This window comes from Streptomyces sp. NPDC058274 (assembly GCF_042881375.1).
In the GTDB taxonomy this organism is placed as follows: Bacteria; Actinomycetota; Actinomycetes; order Streptomycetales; family Streptomycetaceae; genus Streptomyces.
In genome coordinates this window covers 246,257-264,901 of the sequence record NZ_JBHVXW010000007.1, presented here as the reverse complement: position 1 = coordinate 264,901, position 18,645 = coordinate 246,257, and the positions used below count along the sequence as shown (strand labels likewise).

Genomic DNA, 18,645 nt, shown 5'->3' with positions numbered 1-18,645 from the left:
AATGGCGGAGACGGCAAGAAAGGCTGAACGCATGCGACGCGCACTGTGTCCCGTGGAAACCCTCTATGTGGGCCAGAGAAGCAGAGCGGTGCTCTCCTGCTCCGTACGCGGGCATCTCGACGCGGTGGCACTGTCGACGGCGTTCGACACACTCACGGCCGAGCACCCCGGCCTGCGCGCGCGGATCACCTCGGACGGCTCGGGTCATGCCCTGGAGCTCCTCCCGGACGCCGAGCGCCCGCGGCTGGCCCTGCGGACCGGCGGCCCCGAGGTGTACGACGAGGAGCTGAACTCCCCGTTGTCCGTGGGAGGTCCGCTGGCCCGCGCGGTCCTCGCCACCGAGCCCGGTGACGAGCGGCACCTGCTCGTCCTGACGGTGGACCACATCATCACGGACGGGCACAGCGCCATCACGCTCCTCAACACCCTCTGGGAGCGGTACGGGGCCTTCGTCGAAGGGGCACGGCAGACGCCCGCCAGTGCGGAGGTGCTGTCCGTCGACTGGCCGGCGCCCGTCAGTGAACTGCTGCCCCCCTCGGACGAGTCGGAGACCGCCAAGTACCTGGAATGGCGCCTCGCGGAGACTGGACGCCATCCTGTCGAACTCGTGCCCTACGACACGCCTCGGCAGCTACCAGAGGCAGCGCCGCGCGGTGCAGGGGGTGCGGCGAACGGCCCGGTGGCCGCGGTCGCGACCGGCACCGCGGGCACGTCAGACGCGCACCGCATCGAGGTGCGCCGGCTGCTCCTCGACGCCGGCGACACCGCGCAACTGCGCCAACTGGCCCGTGAAACGGGTGTGTCGGTGCACGGTCTGGTCAGTGCCGCGCTGCTGATCGCGGCCCGCCAACGCCTCGGCGGCGACGGCCCCCGTGTCCTCGGCTGCCTGTCACCCGTGGACCTGCGCTCCCGCCTGACTCCGCCGCTGTCACCCACCGTGATGGTCGCCGCGGTCAGCACGCATCTGCAGGCCGTCACGGTCGACGCGGACACCGAGCCGTTGACGCTGGCCCGCGAAGTCGGCGTGGACCTGCGGGAGTCCATCGAGCGTGGCGACCACTTCCAGGACATGCGGATCATGCCGGAGGTCCCGCGGAACCCGGCCCTTCAGACGGGCACCGTGATCGCCACCAACATGGGCTCCGTACCGGGCCCCCGGCTGCCCGAGGGAGCGGAGGTCACCGACGTTCGCCTGGTGCCCGCCCGGGAGCAGTACTTCCCGCAGGCCGGCCGTAGTCCGCTGATGGCGTGCGTGGTCTCCTTCGATGGCAGGCTCGCCATCGAATTCCCGCACTACACCGCGTGCTTCAGCCCGGCGTTCATGGAATCACTGCGGGACGACGTCCGTTCCACGCTGCTGGCCTTCGCCACCGCTGGGGCCGCCGGCGCACCGTCCGTCTCCGCGCCCCCGGCCTGAACGAGCGCACCCCGCGCTCCCGCGGCTGCACCCCCACCGGCTTCCCCCAAGGAGCAACCCTCCGAGATGAAGACCGCGCACGAACTCCCCCCGCCGGTCGCCGCCTTGCTGCCGCGAGCCCAGGCAGGCGACGAGCCGGCGATGAACGACCTGCTCACCCACATCACGCCGTACGTCGCCCGGGTCTGTTTCTCGATCGCGCACGACAACAGCTCCGACGCGACGCAAGAAGCCCTCGTCGCCATCTACCGGGGACTCGCCACGCTGCGGGAACCCGCGGCCTTCTACGGCTGGGTCCGTTCCGTCACCATCCGCGAAGCGGTCCGTACGGTCAAGCGCCTCGGCGACGAGGCGACGTACTCACCGGTCGAGGCCCGGCACGAGGCGAACCCCCTGGACGCCGTCCATATCAACGACGTCCTCGAACGGCTCTCGACAGCACACCGCGAGGTCCTCACCCTGCGGGTCTACGGACTCAACGAGGAGGAAATGGCCAAGACTCTCTCCCTCCCCATCGGAACAGTCCGTTCCCGCCTGCACCGAGCCCGCCGCCGCTTCCAGGAGGCCTGGCAGCCGTCGGCGGCGTGAGCGGCGGACGACGCCGACGGCGGGTGCGTGTCGGCGCGGCAGGCGAACGGGCCCGTATAAGCGTGCCTGGTGCGTCGTCAGCGTCGTCCGCGCAGCTTGCCCAGCAAGCGCTGGGCCTGGGCCCGTCGCCGCGGATCGGCGGACGCGCGACGTACCTCTTCGATCGTGCGCCGGCCCTGCGGGCTCCGGGTGAACTGCTTGATCTTGTCCATCATTCCTGCCACGACTGCCCTCCTGCAATGAGGTCGGTGAGACGGATCCGTGCACAACCCGGATACCCCGCTGCCGCGAAGTAAGGGTCCGAGAGCGCACGCGTCTGTGCCCACGGCCTTGCCGTGTCGACGTCCGCTGATGCGGGGGCACTCGCGGATTGATCCGCGCTTACTGGGGTGTCGTGCGGCTCGCGGGGTAGATGACGCCCATGAGCGATGTCGTGGACTCTGACGAGCTGCTACGCCGTATCCAGCGGGCCCGAGACTGGGCCGCGCAGGAGGAAGGGCACTGGAGGGCGGAGTCCGCCAAGCCGGATGCCGGGACAGCGAACGAGCCCGCGGCGGACATCCGCGCCTCCGCCTACGAGGCCGTCCGCAGAACCCTCGACGAGATCATCCAGCCGGGCAGCAACCAGGCCTGACGCCATGCCGCCGGTGGAACCTCCTCCGGCACGGCCCGCCCTTTCGCCGATGATCGCCTTGAGAGCACGGCACCCTGTGAGGGCGGGACGCTGACACAGCCGACCCCAGGATTCAGCCGGTGCCCGCTTCGGCGAGTGAGGCGTGCTGCTTGACCAACTCGTACGACCGGAGCCGTTCGGCCAGGGCGTACACCGGTGTGACCAGCATCAGTTCGTCCGCGTCGGTGGCGGCAGCCAGTTCCGTCAGGCGTTGTACGACGGCTTCGGGGGTGCCGTGAGCCTGGTGGGCGCGGAAACTCGCCAGCGCCCTCCGCTCGGCCTCGGTGAAGGGGTGCACCGCTGCCTCGGCGGGCGTCGGGAAGGGGATGTCACTCCGTCCGTTGAGCAGTCCGGCCTTGACGACATCCATCGGCCCCGCCAGCCGTACCGCTTCCTCCTGCGTCTCGGCGCACACCGTCTCCACGCACAGCAGCACGCGAGGCCGGTCGCACCAGGGGGAGGGGGCGAAATGCGCGCGGTAATGGGCAAGTGCGGCAAGGGTGTTGTCGGGGCGGATGTGATGGGCGAAGGCGATCGGCAGACCGAGTTCCGCGGCGAGCGCCGCCCCGGCCGTGCTGGAGGACAGCAGCCATGGTTCGGGCAGCGGGCCGAGTGCCACCTCGTCCACCAGGTACCGCAGCGTCGACGCCACGTCGTCGCGGTACTCGTCGTCCGTCGTCGGCCCCGCCCCGCGCCGGAGCGCCCGCGCGGTCGACTCGTCGAAGGTGCCGGGGCCGCGCCCGAGGCCGAGGTCGATCCGGTCGGGGTGCAGTGCGGCAAGCGTGCCGAACTGCTCCGCCAGCATGACCGGGGCGTGGTTGGGAGCCATCACGCCCCCGGAACCCAACCGGATCGTCGACGTCGACGCTGCCGCATGGGCGGTCATGACCACGGGCGGGAAGGCACCGATCGCGGGGGAGTGGTGGTGCTCGGCGTACCAGAGGCGCCGGTAGCCGAGAGCGTCAAGGCGCCGGGCGAACTCCGTGGTCTGACCCAGCGTGTCCACGGCCCGGGTGCCGGTCTGAACCATGGCTACTTCCAGCGCGGAGAGCGGCAGAGTGATCATGCGGTCAGCATAAGAGCGCGGGTAGACGTCACACACCCCTTGGCTCAGCAGGAGCGGGGCGTCCTCCGTGGGCCCATCCCGCACCGCGCGCGCAAGGTCACCGGGTGCCTCCGGACCTGCACATTCGCCGCGAGATACGTGATGTACGTCGTCCTTGGCGTCTGACGGTCCGCGGAGCCGCGTATCTTCCGGCCGGCGGGGCGTTCGTCGACATCTGCGTCCTGCCCGAGCACCGAGGGCGAGGACGGGGAAGCGGATCCTGGCAGAGCTGCCGCGAGAGCTGGAGCGGCGAGCACCGAAGGGCGCCTGCGTCTCGCTCGTCGCGGACGGAGACGCCCAGTTCCTCCGGGAGGAGTTCGGGTTCAGGCTCACGGCACCTGCCTGGGCCGGCGCGTTCCGCACCGTCTGACGGTCACACGGGTTCACAGGTCACGCGGCGCGCGCATCCGTCCGGTGTCGCCGGCGAACAACCGCCGTCCTCACGGCGCCGACGGCGCCTTCCTCAGGTAGTCGACGGCGGCGAGGTCGTCGTCCTCGTGCCCGGCGGCGGCGGTCGCCTTGAGCCGGTCCCGGACGACTTGCAGCAGGGGGCTGGGGGCGGCGGCCACCGCGGCCAGGTCGATGTCCTTCAGCGCGAGTTGCACCGCGAATCCGGGGGCGTACGACGCCGTGTCCATCGCGTCCACCTTCTGCAACTCGTACGGCATGGCCAGCGGCCCCGCCTTGAGCACCCGGGTGAACGTCGCGTGCTCGACGCCGAGCTCGTCGCACAGCGCGAGGACGTCACTCATGGCCACCGTCGAGGCGGCCATCCACGCGTTGACCGCGAGTTTGAGCGCGCTGCCCTCGACCCCGGCCCCGACGTGCAGTACCGACGAGCCGAGATCGTTCAACGCGGGACGCGCCCGCTCGAGGATGTCCTCGGGGCCGGCGACCAGCCACACGAGCTTGCCCTGAAGGGCCGGAGCGGTGCTGCCCGAGACCGGGGCGTCGAGGAACGCGACACCGTGCTCACGAGCCTGACCGGCCAGGCCGATCGCGCTCTGCGGACCCACCGTGCTCGCCTGCACCCATACGGCGTCGTCGTCCAGCCGGCCGATGGCATCCGCCATCACATCCGCGACCGCGGCGCCGTCACGCAGCACCGTGAGGACGACGGACGCTCCGGAGACCGCATCGCCCACCGCGTCCACCGCCGTGACACCCGTGGCCTGCTCCGCCACCGCACGGGCCCTTGACCGCGTACGGTTCCACAGCCGGACCTCGTGGCCGGTCTCTCCCAGCCGCGTCGCCATCGCGGCGCCGAGCGCGCCCGCACCGAGAACAGCGACGGTTGAGGTGTGCGACATACAAGACTCCCTTTGTCTGCCCCCACCTCCATGGTCCGCCGGGAACCCGACTTTTTCCTGGCAAGGACTCACCGCACCGAGCAGGGAATTCCAGCTCCGCGCATGTACGCACAGCGCCGGGCCAGGAATCACCACGCCGGCCGTGACGCGGTGCTCACACCGTCGTGGCCCCATGGCTGACACGGACACGCCCAGGTCATCGCCCGCCGGGACATGGCTGGTACGGCGACGAGCCGCCCGCGCACAGGGCCCGCGACCCGCCCTCCCCGCGACGGTGCCCGGACAGAGGCGCCCGCCCCCGACCCGAACCCCGATGCGTGAGCGGACCGGCGCGAGAGACACTGCGGGCATGCACGTTCACAGGTCCCCGAGCCCAACCGTCTACGGCCGCCTCCGCGTCGAGCTGCGCGACCTCACGCCCGCCCGCTGGCTGGAGCAACGACCTCCTGGCAACGACGGATTCGGCACGGTGGCGGCAGTATGCGCACCCGGCTTCGAGGCGTACGCGCGGATCCTCCACCCGGCCAGGCTCGACGCGGCACCCGTGCGCTGGGACCGGGTGGCCGCCCTGTACGGCCGGTCGGTGACCGCGCAGACGCGCTGGCCCGAACTGATCGGCGTCGAGGACGAGTTCCACTACCGCAACGACGACACACCGGCCGTCCCCGGCGTCTGGGACGAGCACCCGGACGAGGGCCCCACTCCCGCCGACGTGGCCCGCTCCCTCATCCCGGTGCTGACCCGCCACACCCGTACCCCCGGCCACTGCTGGTACGGCCTGTGGCACGGCTACGGCCGCTACGCATGGGACGGCGTCCCCGTCTTCCGCACACCCGGCCGCGAGGAAGTCCTGCTCTCCGGCTCCCTCGAGGACGCCGACTCGCCCATGCGGGACTCCGACGAGGTACTGATGGAACTCCCGGATCTTTGGTGGCCGCAGGACCGCTCCTGGTGTGTGGGCGGTGACGTCGACCTGGTGAGCACGTACGTCGGCGGATCGGCCGAGTGCGTCGCGGACCTCCTCGCGCTTCCGGGCCTGGAGGGCTACGAGGTCGCCGAGACGTCCGCGGTCAGCTGAGACGGGATGTCCCGCACGGTGGGTTCACGGTGCCTGCCGCACGGAGAGCCGGCCCTCCTGAGCTCCCGTCACGGTCGGGTGCGTGGACCCTCATTGCTGCGGTATACTCGATCTTGAGCGCGCCGCCGAAATTCCGGTGAAGCGTCTCGCGTCGGTAGTCCAAGGAAAGACGCCCCGCTTCCTGTGGGGAGATGCAGGTGCAAGGCCTGCCCGGCGCTCCACAAGCCCCACCCCGGTCGTCCGGGGTGGGGTTCTTTGTTGTGCGGGTGGGGCTCTCGCCCGGGCGGCTCAGTGGGTGAGCTTTGCCACGCCGGCCGAGGTGATCCGCTTCCCCTCGCCTGGGTATGCGCGCGGCACGATGACCGATATCCCGAAGGAGAATGGTCGTATGCGCGTGCTCTGGGTGTCCGCTCACCCCGACCCCCGCTCGCTGAACGGGGCGCTCCGCGACGCGGGCGTGTCCGCGCTGCGGCAGGCCGGACACGAGGTCGTCGAGTCCGATCTGTACGCGATGCGCTGGAACCCGGTGGTCGACCACGGCGACTTCCAGCACGACCCCGCCGAGCGTCTCGACGTGCTGACCGAGTCCGAGCGCGCGCTGAACGAGGGCACTCTCCGGGACGACATCCGGAGGGAGCAGGAGAAACTGCTCCACGCCGACACCCTGGTCGTGCAGTTTCCGCTGTGGTGGTTCGGCATGCCGGCGATCCTCAAGGGCTGGTTCGACCGGCTGTTCATCCAGGGGTTCGCGCAGGGCATCCCCGATCCGGACACCGGGCGGGCGCTCCGCTACGGGGACGGCGGGCTGTCCGGGCGCCGCGCCTTCGTGCTGACCACCGTCGGTGCCAACGCCGCGACGACCGGGCCGCGGGGCATTCACGGCGACATCAACGACACCCTCTTCCCCCTGCTGCACGGCACCCTCTGGTACACGGGCATGTCCGTGCTCCCTCCCCTGGTGGTGAACGGCGCGGTCCGCCTGTCCCAGGAGGAGTACGAGGAGGCGGTGGAGCAGCTGCGCAAGCGCCTCCTCACGCTCCCGGACACGGACCCCCTGCCCTACCGCCGCCAGAACGGCGGCGACTACGACGACCACCTCCTCCTACGACCTGGAATCGCCCCGGGCGAGGAGGGCATCGGCATCCACTGGGCCAAGCCGGATGCGGGCGGAGAGTGCGAGCGGGCCGGGGGATCCTCCGAGGCCGCCCGTTAGGGGCGGTTCGGGCGGTCGGGCTGTCGCTTGACACCGGCGCGGAGCCGGCAGCGGAACAGCACGGTGCGGCACGGCAATCGCCGCGCGAGTCCGCGGCTGCCTCTCAGCGGTGCAGGCCCCGCGTCGCGTACAAAAAACTCCTGTGCGCCTGCTCGCACACCTCTGCGATCATTCGCGAATGGCGCACAGTCTCGAATCGCTGGTCATCCGGCACGCCCATCGCGTTTCCTCCCCCAAGGGTTCCGCCGGGGAAGGAGCCACCGCCGCACGGCAGTTCGACGCCGCGCTGGCATCCGTGGGATTCAAGCTCTCGACGGAGCTGCTGGCGCGGCTGTCGGGGTTGTCCGCGCCCGCCGTCCTGCACACCGCCAAACTGACGTTGCGTACCGTGAGCGAAATGGTGGGCGACCACGTCCGGCACAACTCGTACTTCATCGACTTTCCGGCGAATGTGCCGGACACCGAAGAGTTCTGGATGCGGTGTGTGGCGCAGGCGCTCGGCGACGACACGTCGCGCGAGAACGTGCTGACCCAGCTGGCACACGGGGTGCTGAACCTGCTCAGCCTCCCTGAGTACGGCCGCTACCAGCACACCTACGAGGAGATGCTCGCGGCGCAGGACGAGCTGATCGCCTCGGCGGGCGACCGGGTGACCGTCCTGCACCTCGGGCGGGACCTGGACGACGAGCTCACGGACCTGTACCTGGCCCTCGCGGGCAGCACCACGCCACTGGGCGAGGACCACCTGCGCGACCTCAGGACCCTCGCCGAGCGGTGCGCGCTCGGCCCCCAGCCGGAGTCGATCCCGGTCCGGGAGAACCGAGCGGTCGTCAACGAGGCCCGTCTCGCCGTCGGCGCCGACCTCCTGCTGGACACCGTCACCGATGTGCTGCGGCTTGCGTGCGCGCTGTCGGGCGGCGACGTGACGCTGCAGGAGCCGACCCGGTTCCGGGCCCTCTCGCGGCCGGCCCGCCGTGCGCTGCTCGCGGGCCTCGACGCCGTGGTTGCGGCGAACCCCGCCAAGCTGGCCGATGTGCACGCGCACCGCGAGCCTTTCAAGCGGCTCGGTGAGCGTCTCCACCCGCACGAGTACCCGCGCTGGCCGCACGCCGCCGATGTGTTCGCCGTGGCGCGGGGCGAGAAAGAGGCGCGGTCCTTCGACAGCCGTGTCGAGAAGCTGCTCGACGAGTTCGACGTCCTCGGTGCGGTGCGCCTGCTGGAGTCCGCTCCCGGCAAGCTGTTCCGCGCCCTGGACCTCCTGCTGCGTATCGCCGCCGACCAGGAGGAGCGGGACGCGGTGGTGGCCGCCGCGGTGCGGGTCGCTCCCGAGGTCTCCGGCCGGGTCGTGCTGTCGGTCCGCGAGCACTTCCAGAACCGGGAGCGGGAGACCGACGAGCCCCGGATCTTCGTCAACCGCCGGGGCCGCGGCTGGGTCACCCCCGATGTCCGGCCGCCCGTCCCCGCCGCCGACCGCGATCGTCTGATCACCGCCCTCGACGCCGAGCTGCGCCGCCGGCTCCCGGCGCCGGGCCGGCTGCTGCTCGACCCCGACGTCCTCGACGTGGCGCTCCCGCTCAGCGGCAGGGCGACGGCGGCCGGGCTCGGCGTACTGCCACGAGGTTCGGTCTCGGCGGTCGACGGCGAACAGCTGCGCTTCTTCGTGTACTGGAAGGAGACCGCGAACCGGACCGACTTCGACCTCTCGGCGCTGCTTCTCCACGCCGACTACAGCACCGACTCCTGGCTCTCCTACACATCGCTCACGGCAGTCGGGGGCAAGCACTCGGGCGATGTCACCGAGGCGCCGGACGGGGCCTCGGAATTCATCAACCTGTCCCTGGACCGGGTACGCAGCACATTCATCGTTCCGCAGGTCAACATCTACGCCGGCGAGAGCTTCGAGGAGGTCGAGGAGTCGTTCTTCGGTTTCATGCTGCGTGACGGTGAGCAGAAGGGCCGGCCGTTCGAGCCGCGCACGGTGCGGATGAAGTCGGAGCTTCGCGGGGTGGGGCGGGTGGCGCTGCCGCTGGTGTTCCGGCGCGAGGACGACGGCCGGTGGCGGGCGAAGTGGCTGCACCTGTATCTGAAGGGCATCTCGTCGGCCAACCGGGTCGAGGAGAACCAGGTGTCGGTGTCCAAGGTGGTGCGTGCCCTCGTGGAGCGCGAGCAGCTGACGGTGTGGTACCTGATCGGCCTGATGTCCAACGACACCACGGCCGTGGATCTGTGGGACGGCGAGCCGGTCCCGGACGAGCCCGTGACGTACATCGGTCTCGAGCGTCCCGAGGGGCTGCACCCGGACTCCCGGGTCATCACCCTCGAAAATCTGCGCGACTTGATCCCGGCCTGAGTGCTAGCGTTGACCGCGGTGAGGCCATGAAGGGGCTTCCTTCTCACTTCTTTCTCTGAAATCAAGTTCCTTCGCTTTCCTCGCCGTCGACATCGCTCCGGGCGGTGCCCGCGCTCACCGCGCGAGCGCCGCCCGAGTTTTTGTGAGGGTCCGTTCCGCGCAGGCACGGCCGGTTGAGCCGGCGTCGCGCGGCGGGTGAGGTCAGGCGCGCAGGCCCATCACCCCGTCGTAGGCGGCCATGACGACTTCCAGTCCCCGGGTGTCGTTCTCCGGGGTGAGGATCTGGTTCGTCACGTACGACACCGCCAGGCGGGCCTCCGGTTCGATCATGACGATCGAGCCGCCCCACCCTCCCCAGCCGTAGGTGTTGCCGAAGAGGCCGTAGCCCATGCCCCAGCGCATCGGCATGCCCAGGCAGCGGTCCTCGCCGCTGAACTGCTCCTGCCAGGCCCGCTCGCAGCCCGCCTGGGACAGCAGCCGTTTCCCGCGCAGCGTTCCCCCGCAGGCCATCACCGACTGCACGAGAGCCACCGAACGGGCATTGCCGAAGCCGCTCGCCGCCGGGATCTGCGCACGGCGCCAGGCCGTGCTGTTGCCGTCACGGACCCGTACGCGGGTCCCGGTAGCGGCACTCGCGGTGGTGCCGGGCGCGGTGGAGGCGTACTCCTCGTCGTGCGACGGCGGCGGGACCGAGAGCGTGACCCGGTCGTCGTGTTCGGGGGAGAGCCCGATGTGGAAGTCGGCGCCCAGCGGCCCGGTCACCTCGTCCGCGAGGAACTCGCCCACGGTGCGGCCGGTGATCCGGCGTACGAGCTCGCCCACGAGGAATCCCTGGGTGAGTGAGTGGTATCCGGCCTCGGTGCCCGGCTCCCAGCGCGGCGCCTGTGCGGCGAGCCGGGCGGTGGCGGACGGCCAGTCGCAGAGATCCCCGGCCGTCAGCGGTACGTCCCAGTCGGGCAGGCCCGCGGTGTGCGAGAGCAGGTGCCGGACCAGCACGCCTTCCTTGCCTGCCGCGGCGAACTCCGGCCAGTACCGGGCGACCGGCGCGGACAGGTCCAGCTCGCCGCGATCGGCCAGGATCAGGGCGCACAGCGCCGTCATCGTCTTGGTGACCGACCAGACGTTGGCGATCGTGTCGCGCTGCCACGGGATCGTACGGTCCGCGTCGGCGAATCCGCCCCAGACGTCCACCACGAGCTCGCCGTCCACGTAGACCGCAGCCGAGGCGCCCACGTCCCCGGCTTCCAGGAGTGCGGCGAGCGCGTCGGGCACCGCGGTGAACAGATCATCGTACGAGCCCTGAATGTCAGCCATGTGCGGAATCCAACTGTCACGGCCCCGCCACGGTCAACCGGATTTCCGGGGTACCGCTACGAACCGGACTGCTGGCGCAGGCGGCTCAGTTCGACCGCGAACTGGGCTCCGGCCAGCAGGGCCAGATGGGACACCCACAGCCAGATGAGGAACACGACGACGCCGGCCAGGGATCCGTAGAGCTGTCCGTAGTTCCCGATGCCGGAGGCGTAGAACGAGAAGCAGGCCGACGAGACGAGCCACAGGAGTGCGGCCATGGCGCCTCCGGGGAGTGCGTGGCTGCGCCGCCGCGCGGCAGGAGGACCGGTGCGGAAGAGGATGAGGACCAGCAGCGTCACCAGGCACACCAGAACGGGCCAGCGCAGGAGGTACCAGGTCGCGGTGACGGTCCCGCCGACGCCGGCCCACCGGCCCAGACCCATGGCGAGCGGTCCGGTCAGCACCAGGACGAAGGCGCTCGCGACCAGCAGGGCCAGCAGGCTCAGGGCGGTCAGCACGATGCGGTGCATCCTGTGCCAGAGCGGGCGTTGGTCGGGAACCCCGTGCATGGTGTGCAGGGCCCGCCGGAACACGGCGAGATAGCTGGAGGCCGACCACAGCGCGCCGATTCCGCCGGCCACGGCCAGCGTCAGCGCGGCAGAGCGTTCATCGGCCATGTCCCGCAGCGCCTGCTGGAGTTCCGTGCCGGAGGGTGCGGGTGCCCAGGCCGTGACGTGTGCGATCAGCTGGTCCGTCAGGTCGGGGCTGACGAGTCCGATCAGGGAGAGCGTCACGAGCAGGGCCGGGACCAGCGCGAGGACGGCGTAGTACGTCAGGGCCGCCGCCCAGTCGGAGATGTTGTCGTTCCACATCGCCAGCGGGACCCGGCGCATGGCGCGCGGCCAGTTGGCTGTCCCGTGCGCTCGTGGCGCTGTGTGCGTCGGGGTGGTCGGCAGGGCCACGCGTCCTCCTGTGGTGTCCATGGTGCGCTGACGAGCTGTGCTCGCGATGTCGCGGCGGTGCAGGTCAGCGGGTGCGCGGCGGCCGGCGGCCGTCATGCCCGAGCCGCAGGCGCGCCCGCACTCGGCGTGCTGCGGTTCGGTGGCGCCGGAGATCCGGGCGCTGGAGAGGACGCATACCGGACGCCTTCCCGTTGGGATCCCGCGCACACGTCCACCAGGAAGACGATCAAAGGCTGGACGGTCAGGGCTGTCCGGAGAGCCCTGCTATTCGGTCGCTGCGACGCCGATGCCGATCGCGATGAAGAGCCATCCGCTGATGTGTTCCCAACGCCGGCGCAGGGCCGGGCCGAAAACGGTGCGCAGACGTGCCGCCACGCCCACGAGGACCAGCCAGTAGACGATGCCGATCACGATGTCCAGGAATCCCAGCAGGAAGATCTGCCGGGTGAGGGAACCGCCGTGGTCGACGAACTGCGGAAGGATGCTGAGGAAGAACAGGGCAGCTTTGGGGTTGAGGACGTTGGTCAGGAAGCCCTGCACGAAGCTGTCACGGCGGTGGGTCCGGCGCTTCGGGGTGGGCGAACGCTCACAGGTGGCGCCGCCGGGCTGACGGGCCGGTCCGCCGCGGCCGGGCTCGCGCCCTTCCCGTCGGGCATCCAGGAGAACTCGTACGCCCAAGTAGATCAGGTAGGCGGCACCGGCGAGTTTGATGACGGTGAAGGCCAGCGCCGAGCGGGTGGCGATGACGGACAGCCCCAGGGCGGCGGCGCACATGTGGACGCACAGTCCCGCCTGGGCGCCGAGAGCGGCCGCCCGCCCCAGCGCGGGCCGCCGTGCCGCCGCCCTGACGATCACCAGAAAGTCCGGGCCAGGTACGAGATAGGCGAGCATGACCACGCCGAGGAACCCTGCCAAGTTGACCGACATCGTCCGCTCCGTCCTGCCCGCCCGTGACTGGGCGTGCGTTCGGAGCGGGTTCCACTTGGCGGACGGGTTATGCGGGCGCGCGAGCCACGTCCGCAGCGGGCTTCGGCGAGGCGGCCAGGAGGGGGGCCTTCAGTCCGTGTTCAGCAGGCCGACGAACATCGTGCGGTGGAGGACCTCGACATGGCGGCGGGTCAGCTCGCCGGCCTCGGCCGCGTCGTTGCGGCGGAGGGCCTCGATGAGGAGGCGGTGTTCCGTGTTGGATTCCCTGAGGGCTTCCATCGGGTACGGCAGGTAGTAGCGGTAGAGCTCGCGCAGGACGGCGCCGTAGGGCGCGGTGATCGAGGGTATGCCTGTCGCTTCTGCCAGCCGCAGATGGAAGCGTTCGTCGCAGCCGTGGAACTCCGCCCAGCTCGGCGCCCGGTCCATCTCCTCGACGAGGTCCTGCAGGGCGGACAGGTCGTCCGGCGAGGCGTGGCTGGAGGCGAGATGCGCGATGCCGCATTCCAGGGCGAGCCGGTGGTCGATCAGGCGGTGAACGGCGGGGGAGTCGGTGCGGTACGCCTCCGCGGCGACGACCGTGCCGTGCGTCGGGGTCTCGGCCACGTGGGTGCCGCCGTTGCGGCCCCGCCGGCGTTCGAGGACGCCGTCGGCACACAGGGAGACCAGTGCTCGACGGACGGTGATCTCGCCGACGCCCAGGCCGCCGGCGATCTGGGCGGTGCCGGGAAGGCGCTCCCCGGGGGACAGCAGTCCGAGGTCCACGGCCAAGGCGATCCTGGCACGCACGGCCTCCAGCGCGGACAGCCTGCTCACGCCGTTCAGGGTGGCGAAAGGGAGCGTCTCGGTGTCGTCGGTGCGGGCCATGAGCGTCACCCTAACGGCCTCATTCCCGGAGGCGGAAGAAGATCCACAGGGCTGTCCGCTCCGGGAGCCCTTGTTTAACTGCTCATCTTGAACTAATTTTCCGGCCATGTCCCGACCTCTTCCGCTTGCCCTCGCTCAGCTCCCTCCCCTCCCGGCGAATACGCAGGTCAGCGAGTTTGCTGCCCAAGCAGAGAGCATCCGATCCCGTTTTCCGCATACCCGTATGGCAGTCTTCCCCGAGCTGCACCTCTGCGGCGTCGACGGCCTCGGCGCGGAGACGCACGAGCAGCTGAGGGCGATCGCCGAGCCGCTGGACGGGCCGCGGGTCAAGGCGCTGGGAGAGCTGGCCGGAGACCTGGGCATGTGGCTGGTTCCGGGCACCGTGTGCGAGCGCGGTCCGGAAGGACAGCTGTACAACACCGCCGTCGTCCTCTCGCCCGAGGGCCGCCTGGCGGCCTCGTACCGAAAGATCTTTCCGTGGCGGCCCAGCGAGCCCTACGACCCGGGAGACCGGTTCGTCGTGTTCGACATCCCCGGCACGGGGCGGATCGGTCTCTCGATCTGTTACGACGCCTGGTTCCCGGAGGTGGCCCGCCACCTCGCCTGGATGGGCGCCGAGGTCATTGTCAACCCCGTGATGACGACCACCGCCGACCGGGCCCAGGAAACCGTCCTGGCCCGCGCCAACGCCATCGTCAACCAGGTGCACGTGGTCAGCGTGAACACCGCCGGGCCCGTGGGCCGTGGCCACAGCCTCGTCGTCGACCCCGAAGGCCATGTGCGGGCCGAGGCGGCAGGCGACGGCAGCACCGTCCTCACCGACGTCATCGACCTGGACGACGTGACACGCGTCCGGACCTACGGCACCGCAGGCGTGACCCGCATGTGGGATCAGTTCACCGACGACGACGCGCCCATCGAGCTACCGCTCTACGGCGGACGTATCGACCCGCGGAACTGGCGTCCCCACGGCCGCCCCACGGCCTGAGCCTCTCCGCGGCTCCCCGCCCCTGTCTCACCCCAGTCCCCGGAGCACCTCATGTCCCACGGCACCGACGCCGCACCCACCCTCGCCCGGACCCTCGGCCTCAGATCGGTCGTCCTGTTCGGTCTCGCGTACATGACCCCGATGATCGTGCTCGGCACCTTCGGCGTGGTCGCCGCCTCGACGGGCGGGACCGTCCCCACCGCCTATCTGCTCGCCCTGGTCGCCATGCTCTTCACGGCGCAGAGCTACGGGCGCATGGCCGCGACGTATCCGGTGGCGGGCTCCTCGTACACCTATGTGCGCAAGGCCCTCGACTCGCGCCTCGGCTTCCTCGTCGGCTGGGTGACTCTGCTCGACTACTTCTTCCTGCCGATGGTCATCTGGCTGATCGGCGGCGCATACCTTCAGGCGCAGTTCCCCAGCGTGCCGTTCTGGGTCTGGATCGTCGCGTTCATCGCCATCACCACGGCGCTGAACGTACGCGGCATCAAGACCGCCGAACGCGTCAACGACCTGCTGATGGTCTTCCAGGTCCTGGTCATCGCGATCTTCGTCGTGCTCGCCCTGCGCCACGTCTTCCACCTCGGTGGCGCCGGCGCCCTCGCGAGCACCACCCCCTTCTCGAACGGCGCGACCACACTGTCGGGCATCTCGGCGGGCGCCGCCCTCGCCGCGTACTCCTTCCTCGGGTTCGACGCCGTCACCACCCTCACCGAGGAGACGGTCAACCCCAAGCGCACGATGCCGCGCGCGATTCTGCTGATCGCTCTCATCGGCGGCGCCATCTTCGTGACGGTCGCCTACGCCACCCAACTCGCCCACCCGGGTGCGCATTTCGACGACGAGGGATCGGCAGCCTTCGAGATCGCCCGTGCCATCGGCGGTGACCTCTTCTCCTCGGTCTTCCTGGCCGGACTCGTGGTGGCGCAGTTCGCCTCCGGTATCGCCGCCCAGGCGAGCGCGTCCCGGCTGCTGCTCGCCATGGGCCGGGACGGCGCCCTTCCGCGCACGTTCTTCGCCCGCGTCCACCCGCGCTACCGCACCCCCGCCTTCAACATCCTGCTCACCGGTGCGATCGGACTCATCGCCCTGGGCCTCGACGTGGCGACCTCCACCTCGTTCATCAACTTCGGCGCGTTCCTCGCGTTCACCTTCGTCAACGTCGCCGTCATCGCCACCTACCTCCGGCTGCGCCGGGAGGGTGAGCGGCCCAACCCCCTGACGTACGCCGTCGCACCCGCGATCGGTGCGGTCGTGGACCTCTACCTGCTGTACAACCTGGACGGCAGGGCCCTCACTCTTGGCCTCATCTGGCTCTGCGTGGGTGTCGTCTATCTCGCCTATCTCACCCGGATGTTCCGCATTCCGCCGCCCGCGATGGCGTTCGACACGGCAGAGGACGACGAGGAGGCCGCGCCCGTCCCCCAGTAGTCAACGTGCCTGCGCCGCAGGTGGGTTGAGGCGGCCGAGCGTGTGCCGGCTTCCGGCTCGCCGGGGCGCAGCGCGGCCAACTCTGGCCCTGTGCGGTGCCTGGCCGGTTTGGCGACTGCAGAACCGGATAACCGTCGGGCATGGCTGGAACGAGCAACAAGACGACGAACGGACAGTCGCCGACCGCCAACGCGCGAGCGGCGAAGAAGACCGTGACCGAAGGGGCCTCGGCCCCCGCGAAGGAGGCGCAGCAGGCCGCCACCGATGCGGCCAAGAACACCGGGGAGGCGGCGGCCGCAGTTGGCCGCGGCAGCAAGGAAGCCCTGGTCGGCCTTGGTGGAGCGGCGTCGGAGAAGGCCAAGGAGGCGGCCAGGACGGTGCAGGGCACCGTTGTGGCGGCCGCCGAACAGACGGTAGGGAAGGCCGGCGTGGCCTGGACCCTCCTGAAGGCCAGGAAGGCCGTGGCCGCAGCTGCCGGAGCGGGGACCGCAACCGTGGTCCTCTGCTCCTACACGGTCGGCCGCCGTGCCGGTCTGCGGCAGCGCGGACCGCTCTCCCGTCTCACCGGCGGCCGTCTCTGAACACCCGGACGCCACCGAGGCACGACCCGCCCGGGCCCGCCAGAGCATCGCGCTCCGGCGGGCCCGGGCGTTCGACTGCCCCGGATCGCACGGACTGCGCTGCCCGGGTTCGCGCGGACCGTGGTTGCTCGCCCAGGGCGCGAGTGGGTGCGTACATGGCGCGAGCGCGCGTTCTGCGCACGTCGAAGTGCCGCAGCCCGCAGGTCCGGCCGAGTGCGTCCGGCGCCGGTGGACCCTGGACCGGTGACCGGCGGTGTCAGGCCGGCGTTGCGGCGTGCGGGGCCCTGGCGGCCGCCAGTACGTCGGGCGGCGGCAGGGCGAGTGCGGCGGCGAGTTCGACCAGCTCCTGCTCGGTGGGCTGGACGGGACCGTGATTCCCGTCCTCGGCGAAGGCCCGGATGCGCGGGGTGCGAATCCCCGTACGGTCGGCCAGACCCTGGGCGGTCACGTGCCGGCGGCGCATCGTCCGTTGCAGCAGTTCTGAGAGGTCGTCCATGTATGACGGGTGTCCCCATGTCGACAGCTCACCCGACTCGTTCGGGTGATGTGCGGATCCGGCACGGGATGTTCACAGATACGCGACAGCTGCATCGACGGTTGAGGTTCCGGTCATACGGGGCCTCTGGTGACTGATCTTCCTCGGAGCGGAGTGGTGACGACGGTCCCGGCCCTGAGGGCCTCGGAGATACGGACGAGCGCGGCGGGCTCCGGCAGCCGGCCGCCCAGGCGGCCCGAGTCGGAGGGTTGCTTTCCGTCCCGTTCTTCTCGTGCCGCAGTGGCGATGACCGCGGCCCAGGCGGTGGCTTCCGCCTGGTCCTGATCGCCGGTCGCCTCCAGAACGGCCGCGCGCGTCTCCTCGTACAGATGCAGGTCGAAATGGCCGTCCAGGAACCCCAGGCCGTTGCTGATGCTGGTCTGACGCCACAAGAGGAGCAGGTCGGGGGAGGCCCAGTAGGGGCGGCGCAGTCGCAGGTTCCGGCGGGTGAGCATCTCGTCCAGTTCGCGTTCCAGCGGGCCCAGGCGGACATACGCGCGCCGGGAGTGCTGCCAGACGCCCAGGGTGGGGCCGGCCAACGGAAGCAGAATCCCCACGACCGTGATCAGCGCGCCGAGTCCCGCGAAGCCCGGGGACACCTGCGAGCTGAGAGCCGCCCAGTCACGACCGCCCCAGCGAGCCGTGACGGCCACGAGCTTGGAGACGCTGTAGCCCGCACTCACCACAGTGCCGGCTCCCATGGTCAGCAAACCGGCACGGAGCCACCCGGACACCTCCCTTGCCCAGGACAGACAGCGGACCGCGGTGACGGTGACAGCGGTGAGGTGCGCGACCAGATACAGCACGATCATTTCGGCGGTGAACGGAGAATTCGCGTAATACGTGTCGAAATCGGTGCGACGCTCTTCGGGCGCCTCTCCGAGAGCGAACGTCGTGGCGATGCCAAGGAGGACAAGCGCGTACCCGAGCACCCAGTAGCGGACGCTACGGCGTACATTCGCTCCGCCTTTCCAGTAGACGACCAGGACAAGGGATGCGGCGCTGTAGGCCGTGATCGAGGTGTAGGTCAGCGGCGCGGCGAGGTTGGGGATGCCACTGACCCGGTTGATGGCTCCTACCGTGGGGGGTGCGCTGAGGAGGAAACACAGGCTCGCAAGAGCCGTGACGACGCAGATGGCGCGCAGGAACGGATCACGCCGGTCGCGAGCCAGATCGGGGAGTTTGGCAGCCAGGCCGATCAGCAGTACGCCGGAACTGGTGTAGTTGATCAGGCCGCTCATCCTTGTTTCCGCGATAGTTGGGGCAGCGCCGACGAGGCTGGTGAGATCGTCGGCACTCGTTGCTTTCGGAGGTGCGGGCAGAGGCGGCG

General features: G+C 70.3%; 18 protein-coding genes and 1 tRNA gene. 10 read left to right on the top strand and 9 right to left on the bottom strand.

What is annotated here, in order from left to right:
• Positions 1-31: 31 nt before the first annotated feature.
• Complete coding sequence (locus tag ACFVYF_RS17280; protein ID WP_389456077.1) at positions 32-1,417, top strand: protein kinase; 1,386 nt, start codon at positions 32-34, stop codon at positions 1,415-1,417.
• Between the two features lie 66 nt (positions 1,418-1,483).
• Positions 1,484-2,005, top strand: coding sequence for an RNA polymerase sigma factor (locus tag ACFVYF_RS17275; protein ID WP_389456075.1), 522 nt, complete (start codon positions 1,484-1,486; stop codon positions 2,003-2,005).
• A 77-nt stretch (positions 2,006-2,082) separates the two neighbouring features.
• On the opposite strand, the gene ACFVYF_RS17270 is transcribed toward ACFVYF_RS17275, so the two are convergent.
• Positions 2,083-2,229, bottom strand: a complete 147-nt coding sequence (locus tag ACFVYF_RS17270; protein WP_389456262.1) for a hypothetical protein — start codon at positions 2,227-2,229, stop codon at positions 2,083-2,085.
• 197 nt (positions 2,230-2,426) lie between these two features.
• On the opposite strand from ACFVYF_RS17270, the gene ACFVYF_RS17265 reads away from it, so the two are divergent.
• Positions 2,427-2,639, top strand: a complete 213-nt coding sequence (locus ACFVYF_RS17265; RefSeq protein WP_389456073.1) for a hypothetical protein — start codon at positions 2,427-2,429, stop codon at positions 2,637-2,639.
• Between the two features lie 112 nt (positions 2,640-2,751).
• On the opposite strand, the gene ACFVYF_RS17260 is transcribed toward ACFVYF_RS17265, so the two are convergent.
• Both ACFVYF_RS17260 and ACFVYF_RS17255 read right to left on the bottom strand, forming a co-directional pair.
• Positions 2,752-3,744, bottom strand: coding sequence for an LLM class flavin-dependent oxidoreductase (locus ACFVYF_RS17260; RefSeq protein ID WP_389456071.1), 993 nt, complete (start codon positions 3,742-3,744; stop codon positions 2,752-2,754).
• A 479-nt stretch (positions 3,745-4,223) separates the two neighbouring features.
• Positions 4,224-5,093 (bottom strand): NAD(P)-dependent oxidoreductase, encoded by an 870-nt coding sequence (locus tag ACFVYF_RS17255; protein WP_389456069.1) that lies wholly within the window; start codon positions 5,091-5,093, stop codon positions 4,224-4,226.
• Positions 5,094-5,442: 349 nt separating this feature from the next.
• On the opposite strand from ACFVYF_RS17255, the gene ACFVYF_RS17250 reads away from it, so the two are divergent.
• From ACFVYF_RS17250 to ACFVYF_RS17235, 4 genes are all read left to right on the top strand, one after another.
• Positions 5,443-6,171, top strand: a complete 729-nt coding sequence (locus tag ACFVYF_RS17250; protein ID WP_389456068.1) for a hypothetical protein — start codon at positions 5,443-5,445, stop codon at positions 6,169-6,171.
• A 148-nt stretch (positions 6,172-6,319) separates the two neighbouring features.
• Positions 6,320-6,392, top strand: a tRNA-Arg gene (locus ACFVYF_RS17245).
• A 167-nt stretch (positions 6,393-6,559) separates the two neighbouring features.
• A complete protein-coding gene (locus tag ACFVYF_RS17240) occupies positions 6,560-7,384 on the top strand; it encodes an NAD(P)H-dependent oxidoreductase (protein WP_389456066.1) in 825 nt (274 codons plus the stop codon).
• A 178-nt stretch (positions 7,385-7,562) separates the two neighbouring features.
• Complete coding sequence (locus ACFVYF_RS17235; protein ID WP_389456065.1) at positions 7,563-9,734, top strand: hypothetical protein; 2,172 nt, start codon at positions 7,563-7,565, stop codon at positions 9,732-9,734.
• Positions 9,735-9,935: 201 nt separating this feature from the next.
• On the opposite strand, the gene ACFVYF_RS17230 is transcribed toward ACFVYF_RS17235, so the two are convergent.
• The 4 genes from ACFVYF_RS17230 to ACFVYF_RS17215 form a co-directional block, all read right to left on the bottom strand.
• On the bottom strand, positions 9,936-11,048 hold the full coding sequence (locus tag ACFVYF_RS17230) for a serine hydrolase domain-containing protein (RefSeq protein ID WP_389456063.1): 1,113 nt from the start codon (positions 11,046-11,048) through the stop codon (positions 9,936-9,938).
• Positions 11,049-11,104: 56 nt separating this feature from the next.
• Entirely contained in the window at positions 11,105-12,010 is a 906-nt protein-coding gene (locus ACFVYF_RS17225) for a YihY/virulence factor BrkB family protein (RefSeq protein WP_389456062.1), read from the bottom strand.
• Between the two features lie 243 nt (positions 12,011-12,253).
• On the bottom strand, positions 12,254-12,916 hold the full coding sequence (locus ACFVYF_RS17220; protein ID WP_389456060.1) for a LysE family translocator: 663 nt from the start codon (positions 12,914-12,916) through the stop codon (positions 12,254-12,256).
• A 129-nt stretch (positions 12,917-13,045) separates the two neighbouring features.
• On the bottom strand, positions 13,046-13,780 hold the full coding sequence (locus ACFVYF_RS17215; RefSeq protein ID WP_389456058.1) for a FadR/GntR family transcriptional regulator: 735 nt from the start codon (positions 13,778-13,780) through the stop codon (positions 13,046-13,048).
• Positions 13,781-13,886: 106 nt separating this feature from the next.
• Between ACFVYF_RS17215 and ACFVYF_RS17210 the strand changes: the two genes are divergently transcribed.
• The 3 genes from ACFVYF_RS17210 (at position 13,887) to ACFVYF_RS17200 (ending at position 16,780) form a co-directional block, all read left to right on the top strand.
• The gene (locus tag ACFVYF_RS17210; RefSeq protein WP_389456056.1) at positions 13,887-14,768 is read left to right on the top strand and encodes a carbon-nitrogen hydrolase family protein; all 882 of its coding nucleotides are present in this window, start codon (positions 13,887-13,889) and stop codon (positions 14,766-14,768) included.
• A gap of 51 nt (positions 14,769-14,819) precedes the next feature.
• Positions 14,820-16,199 (top strand): APC family permease, encoded by a 1,380-nt coding sequence (locus ACFVYF_RS17205; RefSeq protein WP_389456054.1) that lies wholly within the window; start codon positions 14,820-14,822, stop codon positions 16,197-16,199.
• 140 nt (positions 16,200-16,339) lie between these two features.
• Positions 16,340-16,780 (top strand): hypothetical protein, encoded by a 441-nt coding sequence (locus ACFVYF_RS17200; protein WP_389456053.1) that lies wholly within the window; start codon positions 16,340-16,342, stop codon positions 16,778-16,780.
• A 256-nt stretch (positions 16,781-17,036) separates the two neighbouring features.
• Here ACFVYF_RS17200 and ACFVYF_RS17195 read toward each other — a convergent pair whose 3' ends face one another.
• On the bottom strand, positions 17,037-17,276 hold the full coding sequence (locus ACFVYF_RS17195; RefSeq protein ID WP_389456051.1) for an XRE family transcriptional regulator: 240 nt from the start codon (positions 17,274-17,276) through the stop codon (positions 17,037-17,039).
• Positions 17,277-17,389: 113 nt separating this feature from the next.
• Positions 17,390-18,556 (bottom strand): MAB_1171c family putative transporter, encoded by a 1,167-nt coding sequence (locus ACFVYF_RS17190; protein ID WP_389456049.1) that lies wholly within the window; start codon positions 18,554-18,556, stop codon positions 17,390-17,392.
• Positions 18,557-18,645: the final 89 nt, after the last annotated feature.